Genomic DNA, 12,759 nt, shown 5'->3' with positions numbered 1-12,759 from the left:
GAAACCGCACCAGCGTGAGGATGTCGAAATGAAACTGACAGAAATCGCCGACAATCCCGGTTCGCGTCCGTCGCGCATGCGCGTCGGCCGCGGTATCGGTTCCGGCAAGGGCAAGACCTCGGGCGCCGGCGTGAAGGGCCAGAAGGCACGCTCCGGCGTCGCCATCAAGGGCTTCGAAGGCGGCCAGATGCCGATCCACCGCCGGCTGCCGAAGGGCGGGTTCAAGAACCTGTTCCGCGTCGCCTATCTGCCGGTGAACCTCGGCAAGATCCAGGCGGCGGTCGACGCCGGCCGGATCCAGGCCGGTGCCACCGTCACCCCGGCGGTGCTGTCCGAGACCGGTGTTCTCGGCCTGCGTCGTGGCTTCCCGGTGCGCCTGCTCGCCGACGGCGAGATCAAGGTGGCGCTGACCTTCGAGGTCGACGCGGCTTCGGCCAAGGCGGTCGAGGCGGTCCAGGCCGCTGGCGGCACGGTGAACATCATTCCGAAGCGCGAAGTGCCGCGCAAGGAAGGCAAGAAGGCCGAACGCCGCAAGGCCCAGATCGCCAAGCGCGAAGCGCGCGAAGCGGCCCGCGGCTGACATAGGTCGAGTCCGCGCGTCGGCGGGCCGCTGAGGCGGTCCTGGCCGGCGCGCGGATTTTCGCGTCTTTCGGACTTGTTTTTACGAGTTCTCGTCCAATGTGCGTGGGGCGGGCCACCTGATCCGGCCGCCAAGCCCCGAGGAGGATCGCGATGGCATCCGCCGCCGAACAGCTCGCAGCGAATCTTTCCTGGAGCTCGTTTTCCAAGGCCACGGAACTCAAGCGCCGTATCTGGTTCACGCTCGGCGCCCTGATCATCTACCGCCTCGGCACCTATATTCCCATTCCGGGCGTCGACCCCGCCGCGCTCTCCGCGATCTTCGCGCAGAACCAGGGCGGCATTCTGGGCATGTTCGACGTCTTCGCCGGCGGTGCCCTGGGGCGGATGACGATCTTCGCCCTGAACATCATGCCGTACATCACGGCATCGATCATCGTGCAGCTCCTGTCCTCCATCTCGCCCTCGCTCGAGGCGCTGAAGAAGGAAGGCGAGTCGGGCCGCAAGAAGCTCAACCAGTACACCCGCTATGGTACCGTCGGGCTGGCGGTGGTCCAGGCCTACGGCATCGCCGTCGGTCTCGAGGGCATGAGCGCCAATGGCATGGGGGCGGTCATCGACCCCGGCCTCGGCTTCCGGCTCGAGGCGGTGATCACGCTGACCGGCGGCACCGTCTTCCTGATGTGGCTGGGCGAACAGATCACCGCGCGCGGGGTCGGCAACGGCATTTCGCTGATCATCTTCGCCGGCATCGTCGCGGCGCTGCCGACGGCGCTGATCCGGACCCTGGAACTGGGCCGCACGGGCGCCCTGTCGGCCTTCGTGATCATCGCCATTCTGGTGCTGGTGGTCGCGGTCGTCGCCTTCATCGTGTTCTTCGAGCGGGCCCAGCGCCGGGTGCTGGTGCAATATCCGAAGCGCCAGGTGGGCAACAAGATGTTCGGCGGCGAGAGCTCGCACATGCCGCTGAAGCTCAACACGGCCGGCGTCATCCCGCCGATCTTCGCCTCGTCGCTGCTGCTGCTGCCGGTGACGGTGGCCAATTTCGCCGGCACCGGCGGGCCCGAGTGGCTGCAGACGGTCACCCGACTTTTGGCGCATGGCCAACCGCTCTATATGGCGCTTTATATAGCGGGCATCGTGTTCTTCTGCTTCTTCTACACCGCGATCGTCTTCAATCCGACGGAAACGGCCGAGAATCTGCGGAAATACGGTGGCTTCATTCCGGGTATCAAGCCGGGCAAGCGCACGGCGGACCATCTGGACCATATTCTGACGCGGCTGACGGTGGTGGGGGCCGCCTATCTTTCGGCGGTCTGTATCCTGCCGGAAATCCTCATCACCCAATATTCGGTGCCGTTCTACTTCGGCGGTACCTCGTTGCTGATCGTGGTGAGCGTGACCATGGACACGGTCGCCCAGATTCAAAGTCATCTGCTTGCGCATCAATACGAGGGCCTGATCCGCAAGTCGAAACTGAAGGGCAGGGGGAAATGAATCTCATCCTTCTCGGACCGCCGGGCGCCGGTAAGGGCACCCAGGCACAGCGTCTCGAGCGTGCGCACGGTCTCGTGCAGCTTTCAACCGGCGACATGCTGCGCGCCGCTGTCGCCGCCGGCACCGAAGTGGGCAAGCGGGCGAAAGAGGTGATGGCGGCGGGCGGTCTCGTCTCCGACGACATCGTCGTCGGCATCATCGCCGACCGCATCGCCCAGGACGACTGCAAGAACGGCTTCATCCTGGACGGCTTCCCGCGCACCGTCGCGCAGGCCGAGGCGCTGGACACCATGCTGGCGGAACGGGGCATGAAGCTGCATCACGTCATCGACATGCAGGTCGACGACGAGATCCTGGTGGAGCGCGTCTCGGGCCGCTACACCTGCGCCAAGTGCAATGCCGGCTATCACGACAAATTCCATCAGCCGAAGGTCGCGGGCGTCTGCGACATCTGCGGTTCGACCGAATTCAAGCGCCGGGCCGACGACAACGCCGAGACGGTGCGCAGCCGCCTCGAAGCGTTCCACGCCCAGACCGCCCCCCTGCTGCCCTATTACGAGAGCAAGGGCGTGCTCGGCACCGTGGACGGCATGGCGGCGATCGACGAGGTGACCCGCCAGATCGAGGCGGTGCTCGGATTCGCGACCGCCTGAACGGGAAGCATGTGATGGGCGCGCCAGGAGCGCCCAATACGATTGACATGGACCTGCCGACTCATATAATCCGCCCTTCTCGTCGGCAGGGCCAGCTCTGCGGCGCGCAGACCCTTTGTGCAAGAGGACGGTTCGTCCAAGGGGACAATCCCCGGGGACCTGTTCCGCAGGAAGGACGCGGCGCGGCGGCGAAGGGCTAGGTTTTGGTAAAGACGAACAGAACGTCACGAAGAGGTTAGCGGTGGCTCGTATCGCAGGTGTCAACATTCCGACCAACAAGCGGGTCGAGATCGCGTTGACCTACATTCATGGTATCGGTCTGTTCAAGGCCAAGGAAATCGTCGCCAAGGTCGGCATCGAGGACGGCAAGCGGGTGAACCAGCTTTCCGAAGCCGAAGTCAGCCAGATCCGCGAAGTGATCGACCGCGACTACATGGTGGAAGGTGACCTTCGCCGCGAAGTCGCGATGAACATCAAGCGGCTGATGGACCTCGGCTGCTATCGCGGTCTGCGCCACCGTCGCGGCCTGCCGGTGCGTGGCCAGCGCACCCACACCAATGCGCGGACCCGCAAGGGCCCCGCGAAGCCGATCGCCGGCAAGAAGAAGTAATCAGGGCGAGGGCGCGCGTCCGCGCCCGACCTCTTTCGAAAGTCGAGCCCGATCGGGTTCAGCGGACGCGCAGCGCGTTCTTTGGAAGGTAGTGAGAGATGGCCGTTGAAAAGGCACGGGTGAAGCGTCGCGAGCGCAAGAACATCACCTCGGGCGTCGCGCATGTGAATGCCAGCTTCAACAACACGATGATCACCATCACCGACGCCCAGGGCAATGCCATTTCCTGGTCCTCGGCCGGCACCATGGGCTTCAAGGGCAGCCGCAAGTCGACTCCCTATGCCGCGCAGGTCGCCGCCGAAGACGCCGGCCGCAAGGCCCAGGAGCACGGCGTGCGCGTCCTCGAGGTCGAGGTGACGGGTCCGGGTTCGGGCCGCGAGTCGGCGCTGCGCGCGCTGCAGGCGGTCGGTTTCCAGATCACGTCGATCCGCGACGTGACCCCGATCCCGCACAACGGCTGCCGCCCGCCGAAGCGTCGTCGCGTCTGATTATTCGGGGCGGACGAGCGATCGCCCGCCTCAGGTTTACGGTCCCGGCCTGGCCGGGATCGCCGGTGTACCGGACTCCCCATATCGCCCGTCCCGCAGATGATCCGGATGAATTGGGCCTGCGTGTTGACGGTTTAGGATGAGGTCGAAGTCGTGATCCAGGACAATTGGAAGAATCTCAAGAAGGCCGAGATCGAGGTCGTGCCCGGTGACGACCCGCGCCGGTTCGCGACGGTCGTGGCCCAGCCGCTGGAGCGCGGCTTCGGCCTGACGCTCGGCAACGCGCTGCGCCGCGTGCTGCTGTCCTCGCTGCAGGGTGCCGCCGTCACCGCCGTGAAGATCGACGGCGTGCTGCACGAGTTCTCCTCGATCGCCGGTGTCCGCGAGGACGTGACCGACATCATCCTGAACATCAAGCAGATCGCCCTTCGCATGCATGCCGAGGGCCCGCGTCGCATGACCCTGAAGGCCCAGGGCCCGGGCGAGGTGACGGCCGGCCAGATCACGGTGCCGTCCGACATCGAGATCCTGAACCCCGACCTCGTGCTGTGCAGCCTCGATGACGGCGCCAAGGTCCACATGGAATTCACGGTGCAGAACGGCAAGGGTTATGTCCCGGCCGACCGCAACCGTCCGGAAGACGCCCCGATCGGCCTGATCCCGGTCGACAGCCTCTATTCCCCGGTGAAGAAGGTCGCCTATCGCGTGGAGAACACCCGCGAGGGCCAGAACCTCGAGTTGGACAAGCTGGTCATGCAGGTCGAGACCAACGGGTCGATCGAGCCGGATCGCGCCGTCGCGATCGCCGCGCGCATCATCCAGGACCAGCTCCAGCGCTTCATCTCCTTCGAGGAGCCGCGCCAGGAAGTGCGCGAGGCCGCCCCGCTGGAGCCGAAGTTCAACCGCAATCTGCTGCGCAAGGTCGACGAGCTGGAGCTTTCGGTCCGCTCGGCGAATTGCCTGAAGAACGACAACATCGTCTACATCGGCGACCTGATCCAGAAGTCCGAGGCGGAAATGCTCCGCACCCCGAACTTCGGCCGCAAGTCGCTGAACGAGATCAAGGAAGTTCTGGCGCAGATGGGCCTGCACCTCGGCATGGAAGTGCCCGACTGGCCGCCGGAGAACATCGAGGAGCTCGCCAAGCGCCTCGAAGAGAATCATTTCTGAGGCCGGGCGGAAGCCGCCTCACTGGATTAGGAACGGGAGTAACCCATGCGCCACCGCGTTGCCCGAGTGAAGCTCGGCATGGATGCTTCGCACCGCCGCGCCGTGTTCGCCAACATGGCCGCGTCGCTGCTGAAGCACGAACAGATCACCACCACGCTGCCCCGCGCCAAGGCGCTGCGGCCCTACGTGGAAAAGCTCATCACCCTCGGCAAGAAGGGCGACCTGACCGCGCGTCGCATCGCCCTGTCGCAGCTCTATGACGAGGCGATCGTCGGCAAGCTGTTCGACGTCGTCGGTCCGCGCTACGCCAACCGCGCCGGCGGTTACACCCGCGTGCTGAAGGCGGGCTTCCGCCGCGGCGACGCCGCCGCCATGGCGGTGATCGAGTTGGTCGACCGCGACGTCTCGGCCAAGGGCCTGGATTCGGGCCCGGTCCAGGAAATCGACGCCGACGAGGAGTGAGAACCGGGCCACGGTCCGCGTTCCGCCACATTCGGTGGTAAGATCGGGGCAGTCCTTCGGGACTGCCCCTTTTCTTTGGGGCCCTTCATTCGTTCAGAGGAAGATCCGGTGAAGAGATTGCTGAACACGGCGGCTGCCGTCCGTCTGGCCGCCGCCGTCCTGGTGCCCGCCCTGTCGTTGCCCGTCCTTGCCCACGCCGATGAAACGCGGGCCGTGCCCGAATCGCAGGCCCAGGTCCTGCTCAGCTTCGCCCCCGTGGTGAAGGCGGCGACTCCGGCGGTCGTCAACATCTACACCCGCAAGCGCGTCGCCGTGCGCAACCCGATGATGGACGATCCCTTCTTCCGGCGCTTCTTCGGCGATCAGATGCGCGGCATGCCGCGCGAGCGCGTCGAGCGTTCCCTCGGTTCCGGCGTCATCCTCGGCAGCGACGGCACCATCGTCACCAACAACCACGTGATCGAGGGCGCCGACGAAATCACGGTGGCGCTTTCGGACGGCCGCGAATTCGAGGCGAAGCTGCAGATCGCCGATCCCCGTACCGATCTCGCCGTCCTGAAGTTCGATGCCGGCGGCGAAAGCCTGCCGACCCTGAACCTCGCCGATTCCGACGCGGTCGAAGTGGGCGACATCGTGCTCGCCATCGGCAATCCCTTCGGTGTCGGCCAGACCGTGACCCAGGGCATCGTCTCGGCCGTGGCGCGCACCAAGGTCGGCGTCTCCGACTACCGCTTCTTCATCCAGACCGATGCCGCCATCAACCCCGGCAATTCGGGCGGCGCCCTGATCGATCTGAAGGGCCGTCTGGTCGGCATCAATTCGTCGATCTATTCGCGCGACGGCGGCTCGCTCGGCATCGGGTTCGCCATTCCGTCGTCGATGGTGCGCAGCGTGATCGCGGCGGCGAAGAGCGGCGGGCGCATCGTCCGCCCCTGGCTCGGCGCCAGCGGCCAGCCGCTGACCTCCGACCTCGCCTCCAGCCTCGGCCTCGACCGGCCGCGCGGGGTGCTGGTCAACAGCATCGTCGCCGACGGGCCGGCGGCGCGCGGCGGCGTGAAGGTGGGCGACGTCATCCTGTCGGTCGACGGCCATCCGGTCGGCGACGAGGACGCCCTGTCCTTCCGCCTCGCCACCCATGACGTCGGCGGCAAGCTGAAGCTGGGCCTGTGGCGGAAGGGGGAGGCGGTGGCGGTCACGATCCCCCTGGAAGCCCCGCCCGAGAAGCCGGCGCGCGACAAGCGGGTGATGAGTGGCCGCAATCCCTTCTCCGGCGCGACCGTGCTCAACCTCTCGCCGGCCGTCGCGGAAGAGATGGGCCGCGACACCGGCGACAAGGGCGTCGTCATCGCCGAGATCGAGGGCGGCACGCCCGCCGACCGGGTCGGCTTCAAGGTCGGCGACCGCGTGCTCGAAGTGAACGGCACCAAGGTTGCCAGCACCAAGGAACTGGCCGCCGCGATCGAGGCGCCGTCCCGCGCCTGGCGCCTGACCATCGAGCGCGGCGGACGGGAGATCTCGACCATTCTGCCGCGATGAGTAACCTGTCGGCATGAGCGATCTGTTCGAAGCGGCGGGACTCGGTCCCAAATCGCCGCCGGCGCCCGATGCGGCGCCGGCGGACGACGCCTCGCGCCCGCTGGCCGACCGGCTGCGGCCGGCAAGGCTGGAGGATGTGGTGGGCCAGGATCACATCGTCGCGGCGGACAGTCCGATCGGGCGCATGATCAAGGCGGGACGCCTGTCGTCCCTCATCCTCTGGGGCCCGCCGGGAACCGGCAAGACCACCATCGCCCGCCTGCTGGCCAAGGCGGCGGGCTATGACTTCGAACAGATATCGGCCATCTTCTCGGGCGTCGCCGACCTGAAGAAGGTTTTCGAGGCATCGCGCCAGCGACGGCGCATGGGGCGGCGCACGCTGCTCTTCGTCGACGAGATCCACCGCTTCAACCGCGCCCAGCAGGATGGTTTCCTGCCCTATGTCGAGGACGGCACCGTGGTCCTGGTCGGGGCGACGACCGAGAACCCCTCGTTCGAACTGAACGCCGCGCTGCTCTCCCGCGCCCAGGTCCTCGTCCTCAACCGGCTGGAGGGGGATGCGCTGGAACAGCTCCTCCAGCGCGCCGAGGTGCTATCGGGCCATGCCCTGCCCCTGAAGCCCGAGGCGCGCGCGGCCCTGCTCGACATGGCGGACGGCGACGGCCGCTATCTCCTCAACCTCGCCGAGGAACTGCTCGATCTCGGGCCCGAGGCGGAACCGGTGGATATCGAGGGCCTGACGGAGATCGTGCAGCGCCGCGCGCCCCTCTACGACAAGGCCCAGGAAGGCCACTACAACCTGATTTCGGCGCTCCACAAGTCGATGCGCGGCTCCGACGTCGATGCGGCGCTCTATTGGTTCACGCGCATGCTGGCGGGGGGCGAAACACCGCTCTATATCGCGCGCCGCCTGGTCCGCTTCGCCGTGGAGGACATCGGCATCGCCGATCCCCAGGCCCTGGTGGTCGCCAATGCGGCCAAGGATGCCTACGACTTCCTGGGCAGTCCCGAGGGCGAGCTCGCCATCGCCAATGCCGTCATCTATCTGGCGACCGCGCCCAAGTCGAATGCCGCCTACACGGCTTACGGCGCCGCGCGCCGCGCCGCCAAGGAGACCGGCAGCCTGATGCCGCCCAAGCACATCCTGAACGCCCCGACCCGGCTGATGAAGGATCTCGGCTATGGCGACGGCTATGCCTACGACCACGACGCGCCCGACGATTTCTCCGGCCAGGACTATTTCCCCGAGGCGATGGATCGCCAGAATTTCTACAACCCCAAGGGCAAGGGCTTCGAGCACGAAATCCGCCGCCGCCTGGATCACTGGGCCGACCTCCGGCGCAAGCGCCAGCGCGGGGAGTGATGACGGCGGCGGACCACGACAGGCTCGACCGGCCGCTCGCGGGCGGGGAGACGGCACGCTTCTTCCGCGCCGCGCCGGCGCTCGCGGTGGAATGCCTGGCGGCACGGTTCCATACCTATGCCTATGCGCCCCACACCCACGACGAATATGTCATCGGCACCGTCATCGCGGGGCAGGAACGGTTCTCGATCGGGATCGACCGGGGTTTCGCCGGGCCGGGCGATCTCTTCCTGATCGAGCCCGGCACGGTCCACGACGGTGCGCCGGGGCCGGGCGGCTATGCCTATCGGATCGCCTATCCGGCACCCGCGCTCCTGGCGGCGATCGCGGGGGACGTGGCCGAGCGGGCCGGTGCGGCGCCCCGCTTCGGTGCCTTCCTGGTGCATGATCCGGCATTGGCGGCGCGCCTTGCCCAGGTTCATCGCGCGGCGGAGGCGGGCGCCGATCCCCTGGCCGCGGAAGAGGGGATGTTCGCCGTCCTCGCCACCGTGATGGCGCGCCACGGCGTCGACGGGGCGCTTCGTGCCGGTCTCGCGCGGCCGGCGGGGCAGGAGACGGTGGCGGTTACCCGCGTCACGGATTTCCTCGACGCGCATTATGCCGAGGCGCCGGACCTCGCCACCCTGTCGCGCATCGCCGGCCTGCCCCGGGCGCGGCTGATCCGGGCCATGCGCCGGGCGACCGGCCTGACGCCCCATGCCTGGCTGAACGATCGCCGTGTCCGCGCGGCGCGGCGCCTGCTGGCGGCGGGCGGGGCCCCGGCCGAAGTCGCCGCCGCCTGCGGCTTCTGCGACCAGAGCCATCTCAACCGCGCCTTCAAGGCCCGCGTCGGCATCGCGCCCGGCGCCTATGGCCGGCTCTACGCGAACTGACGCCCCTTTCCCGTCGTCCCGGCGAAGGCCGGGACCTCCCCCAAGGCAAAAGCGCATTCTGGTCACGAGATCCCGGCCTTCGCCGGGATGACGATTGGGGGAAGGGGGACTGTGATTTTCGTCCAAGACCGGGGTGGGACGGGGCGGCATACTGCGCGCCCGATCACGCCCGGTGCCGCATGTCAGAAACGTCCTTTCCCACAGCCGATTCCACCCTCACCGAATTTCGCGACGGCGTCCTCGCCACCCTGCCGGCGATCGCCGCCGCCGTGCCCTTCGCCGTGCTGATCGGGGCGCTGGCGGTGGACAGGGGATTGTCGATCGCGGAAAGCGGGCTGATGTCGGCGCTGGTCTTCGCCGGGGCGTCGCAATTCGTCGCGCTCGACGGCTGGACCCTGCCGGCGCCCTGGCTGACGCTGGGTCTGACGGCGCTCGTCGTCAACATGCGTCACGGCCTGATGAGCGTTTCCCTGATGCGCCGGCTGGGGCGCTTTCCGCGCTGGGCGCGGCCGGTCGCATTGTTCTTCATGGTCGACGAGATCTGGGCCTTCGCCGAGGCGCGGGGCCGGGGCCGGCCCCTGACGCCGGCCTTCTACGCGGGGCTGGTCGCCTTCTTCTATCCGTCCTGGGTGGCGGGGACGCTGGCGGGGGCCGTGCTCGGCAGAATGCTGCCCGACCCGAAGGCCTTCGGTCTCGACTTCACCTTCATCGCCATCTTCGTCTTCCTGATCTTCACCTATCGCGCCCGGCCCGGCTTCGCCCTGACCCTACTGGCGAGCAGCGGCACCGCCGTCCTCGTCCATCTGGTCTGGCCCGGGGCCTGGTCGATCATGGCGGGTGCCCTCGCCGGCATTCTGGCCGCCGCCTTCGGGCCGAGGGCGGCATCATGAGCGTCGATCCCGATACGCTGCTCGCCATTCTCGCCATGATGGCGGCGACGGTCGCCTGCCGGCTCGTCGGCCTGCTGCTGCCGGCGGGCATCGAATGGCGCGGGCGGCTTGCCGCCGGGCTGGAGGCGATGCCGGTCGCGGTGCTGGCGGCGATCGTGGCGCCGACCCTGCTCGCCACCGGCTGGGCCGAGACGCTGGCCGGGGCCGCCGTGCTGCTCGCCGCCTGGCGCCTGCCGCTGACGGCGGTGATCGTCATCGGTATCGTCGCGGCGGCCGGCTTCCGCGCCCTGGCCGCCTGATCTATCCTGCTTGCCGGAATGGCCGCTGGCGGATAGCGTGCGCGGCCTTGTGGGTAAGGCGTTGAGGGGAGGCGGGCATGCTTCAAGCCTATGCCATGGTGGCACTCGGTGGCGCGGTCGGCTCCGCGCTCCGCCTCGCGGTGGTGCGCCTGGCGCAATCCATGGTCGGGTCGGGCTTTCCGGCCGGCACCATGGCGGTCAATCTGATCGGCAGTGCGGTCATGGGCGTGCTCGGCGCCGTGATGGTGACGCGGGGCGGCAACGATCCCCTGCGCCTGTTCCTGATGACCGGGCTGCTCGGCGGTTTCACCACCTTCTCGGCCTACTCCCTCGATGCGCTGGCGCTCTGGGACCGGGGCGAGGGGGGGCTCGCCCTGCTCTATGTCGTCGGCTCCGTGGTGCTCGGGCTGGCGGGCGTCGTGCTCGGCTTCTATATCGGACGGCAGGTCATGGCATCATGAAATCGGTCACCCTGTGTCAGGTCGAGGCGGCGGATGCCGACATGCGCCTGGACCGCTGGTTCAAGCGCCACTATCCGGACCTGGGCCACGGCCGCCTGGAAAAACTGCTGCGCACCGGCCAGGTGCGGGTCAACGGTGGCCGGGTGAAGGCATCCGACCGGCTTTCGACCGGGGACGAGGTGCGCGTGCCGCCGCTGGGCGAGGCGCCCCGGCCCGCCCCCGCGTCGGACGGGCCGAAGCCCCTGACCGGCAAGCTCGCCGAAATCGCCGAGGCCCTGAAGAAGGCGATCATCCATCGCGACGAGCGGGTGATCGTTGTCAACAAGCCGCCGGGTCTCGCGGTCCAGGGCGGCAGCGGCCTGTCCGACGCCCATCTCGACGCCGCCCTCGATGGTCTGCGCTTCGGTTCGGCGGAACGCCCGAAGCTGGTGCATCGCCTGGACAAGGATACCTCCGGCGTCCTCGTCCTGGCGCGGGACCGGGCGGCGGCGGCCAGCTTGGCCAAGGCGTTCAAGGCGCGCGATGCCGCCAAGACCTATTGGGCCCTGGTCGCCGGCCTGCCCAAGCCGATGCGCGGCAGGATCAACGTCGCGCTGGCCAAGGAAGGCCCGGCCGGCCACGAGAAGATGCGTGCCATCACCAGGCCGGAGGACGACGACGAGGCGAAGCGCGCCGTCACCTTCTATACGGTCGTGGAACAGGCGGGCGGGCGCGTCGCCTGGCTCGCCATGCGGCCGCAGACCGGGCGGACCCACCAATTGCGCGCCCATGCCGCCTTCCTCGGCACGCCCATCGTGGGCGACGGCAAATACGGCGGCGCCGAAGCCTTCCTGACCGGGGGCGTCAGCCGCAAGCTGCACCTCCATGCCCGGAGCCTCGACATCGCCCACCCCGACGGCGGGCGGCTGCGGGTGACGGCACCGCTGCCGGGCCATATGGCCGAAAGTTTCAAGCTCCTCGGTTTCGACGCGACGGCCGGGGACGATGCCTTCGCGGAACTGGACGAATGAAGCGTTTCTGGAAGACCGCCGCCCCGGCCGAGGCCGGGGACGGCTTCACCGTCACCCTGGACGGCAGGCCCATGCGCACCCCGGCCAAGCGGCCCTTGACGGTGCCGACGCGGGCCCTCGCCGAAGCCCTGGCGGCGGAATGGAACGCCCAGCCGGTGGATTTCAAGCCGGAGACCCTGGCGCTCACCCGCTTCGCCAATACGGCCCTCGACCGGGTGGCGGATCTCCGCGCCGAGGTGGTCGCCGAAATGGCCAATTGGGCCGGCACCGACCTCGTCTGCTATCGCGCGACCGAGCCCGACGACCTGATCGCGCGCCAGGCCGAAGCCTGGGATCCCTGGATCGACTGGGTGCGCCGGCGCTTCGATACCGAACTGGCTGTGACCGCCGGCCTGATGCCGGTCGCCCAGCCCGAGACGGTGGTGCCCCGCATGGCCGCCGTCCTCGATCATCGCAGCGACGCCGATCTCGCCGCCCTGCATACGATGGTCGGCATTCTCGGCTCCCTCGTCCTGGCGCTCGCCGTGGCGGAAGGGGAAATGGCGCTGGAGGATGCCTGGAAGGCCAGCCGCATCGACGACGACTATCAGATCGAGCAATGGGGCGAGGACGCGGAAGCGGCCGACCGCGCCGCCCGCCAGCGCGCCGATCTCGGCCACGCACACCGCTTCCTCGGCCTGCTCCGCGCCTGACGGCGGGGGGATGCCGCCGGGGAAGGGGGGCGGGAAAGGGGGGAGGTCACAAAAAAGACCCACTCCGGGCTCCCCCCGTCCGTCGTACTGGAACATGCGTCGGTTTGGTGATACGAGACCCGGGTCTTTCGCATCCGCGGCATGCGCCAATCGTGCTGCCGCACCGCAGCCGTCCCC

General features: G+C 68.2%; 15 protein-coding genes. All 15 read left to right on the top strand.

Going from position 1 to position 12,759, the window contains the following annotated elements; genetic code table 11:
- The first annotated feature begins 28 nt into the window (after nucleotides 1–28).
- The 15 genes from rplO to L2U69_RS15755 all read left to right on the top strand — a co-directional run bounded on the left by rplO (nucleotide 29) and on the right by L2U69_RS15755 (nucleotide 12,582).
- Nucleotides 29–580, top strand: coding sequence for a 50S ribosomal protein L15 (rplO, locus tag L2U69_RS15825; protein ID WP_408065821.1), 552 nt, complete (start codon nucleotides 29–31; stop codon nucleotides 578–580).
- 152 nt (nucleotides 581–732) lie between these two features.
- Nucleotides 733–2,076: a preprotein translocase subunit SecY gene (secY, locus tag L2U69_RS15820; protein WP_236108100.1), complete on the top strand. Its 1,344-nt coding sequence runs from the start codon at nucleotides 733–735 to the stop codon at nucleotides 2,074–2,076.
- Nucleotides 2,073–2,729 carry an adenylate kinase gene (locus L2U69_RS15815; protein WP_236108099.1) on the top strand — a complete coding sequence of 219 codons (657 nt, stop codon included), beginning with the start codon at nucleotides 2,073–2,075 and terminating at the stop codon, nucleotides 2,727–2,729. The genes secY and L2U69_RS15815 overlap by 4 nt, the downstream gene beginning before the upstream one ends.
- A gap of 241 nt (nucleotides 2,730–2,970) precedes the next feature.
- Complete coding sequence (gene rpsM / locus L2U69_RS15810) at nucleotides 2,971–3,339, top strand: 30S ribosomal protein S13 (RefSeq protein WP_236108098.1); 369 nt, start codon at nucleotides 2,971–2,973, stop codon at nucleotides 3,337–3,339.
- A 98-nt stretch (nucleotides 3,340–3,437) separates the two neighbouring features.
- Nucleotides 3,438–3,827 (top strand): 30S ribosomal protein S11, encoded by a 390-nt coding sequence (gene rpsK, locus L2U69_RS15805; protein ID WP_236108097.1) that lies wholly within the window; start codon nucleotides 3,438–3,440, stop codon nucleotides 3,825–3,827.
- 153 nt (nucleotides 3,828–3,980) lie between these two features.
- The gene (locus L2U69_RS15800; RefSeq protein WP_236108096.1) at nucleotides 3,981–4,997 is read left to right on the top strand and encodes a DNA-directed RNA polymerase subunit alpha; all 1,017 of its coding nucleotides are present in this window, start codon (nucleotides 3,981–3,983) and stop codon (nucleotides 4,995–4,997) included.
- A gap of 45 nt (nucleotides 4,998–5,042) precedes the next feature.
- Complete coding sequence (gene rplQ, locus L2U69_RS15795) at nucleotides 5,043–5,459, top strand: 50S ribosomal protein L17 (protein WP_236108095.1); 417 nt, start codon at nucleotides 5,043–5,045, stop codon at nucleotides 5,457–5,459.
- Nucleotides 5,460–5,567: 108 nt separating this feature from the next.
- Entirely contained in the window at nucleotides 5,568–6,995 is a 1,428-nt protein-coding gene (locus tag L2U69_RS15790; protein ID WP_236108094.1) for a DegQ family serine endoprotease, read from the top strand.
- Nucleotides 6,996–7,008: 13 nt separating this feature from the next.
- Entirely contained in the window at nucleotides 7,009–8,358 is a 1,350-nt protein-coding gene (locus tag L2U69_RS15785) for a replication-associated recombination protein A (RefSeq protein WP_236108093.1), read from the top strand.
- Nucleotides 8,358–9,230 (top strand): AraC family transcriptional regulator, encoded by an 873-nt coding sequence (locus L2U69_RS15780; protein ID WP_236108092.1) that lies wholly within the window; start codon nucleotides 8,358–8,360, stop codon nucleotides 9,228–9,230. Before L2U69_RS15785 ends, L2U69_RS15780 begins: the two co-directional genes overlap by 1 nt.
- Nucleotides 9,231–9,409: 179 nt before the next feature.
- Nucleotides 9,410–10,120 (top strand): AzlC family ABC transporter permease, encoded by a 711-nt coding sequence (locus tag L2U69_RS15775; protein ID WP_236108091.1) that lies wholly within the window; start codon nucleotides 9,410–9,412, stop codon nucleotides 10,118–10,120.
- The gene (locus L2U69_RS15770; RefSeq protein WP_236108090.1) at nucleotides 10,117–10,419 is read left to right on the top strand and encodes an AzlD family protein; all 303 of its coding nucleotides are present in this window, start codon (nucleotides 10,117–10,119) and stop codon (nucleotides 10,417–10,419) included. Before L2U69_RS15775 ends, L2U69_RS15770 begins: the two co-directional genes overlap by 4 nt.
- Before the next feature lie 77 nt (nucleotides 10,420–10,496).
- Nucleotides 10,497–10,880, top strand: coding sequence for a fluoride efflux transporter CrcB (crcB, locus tag L2U69_RS15765; protein WP_236108089.1), 384 nt, complete (start codon nucleotides 10,497–10,499; stop codon nucleotides 10,878–10,880).
- Entirely contained in the window at nucleotides 10,877–11,890 is a 1,014-nt protein-coding gene (locus L2U69_RS15760) for an RluA family pseudouridine synthase (protein WP_236108088.1), read from the top strand. The genes crcB and L2U69_RS15760 overlap by 4 nt, the downstream gene beginning before the upstream one ends.
- Complete coding sequence (locus L2U69_RS15755) at nucleotides 11,887–12,582, top strand: ATP12 family chaperone protein (protein ID WP_236108087.1); 696 nt, start codon at nucleotides 11,887–11,889, stop codon at nucleotides 12,580–12,582. Before L2U69_RS15760 ends, L2U69_RS15755 begins: the two co-directional genes overlap by 4 nt.
- Nucleotides 12,583–12,759: the final 177 nt, after the last annotated feature.

The sequence above is a fragment of the Zavarzinia marina genome, from assembly GCF_021568905.1.
Classification (GTDB): Bacteria; Pseudomonadota; Alphaproteobacteria; order Zavarziniales; family Zavarziniaceae; genus Zavarzinia; species Zavarzinia marina.
Note: the sequence above shows the minus strand (reverse complement) of the source record. Positions and strands in the feature narration are given on the sequence as shown.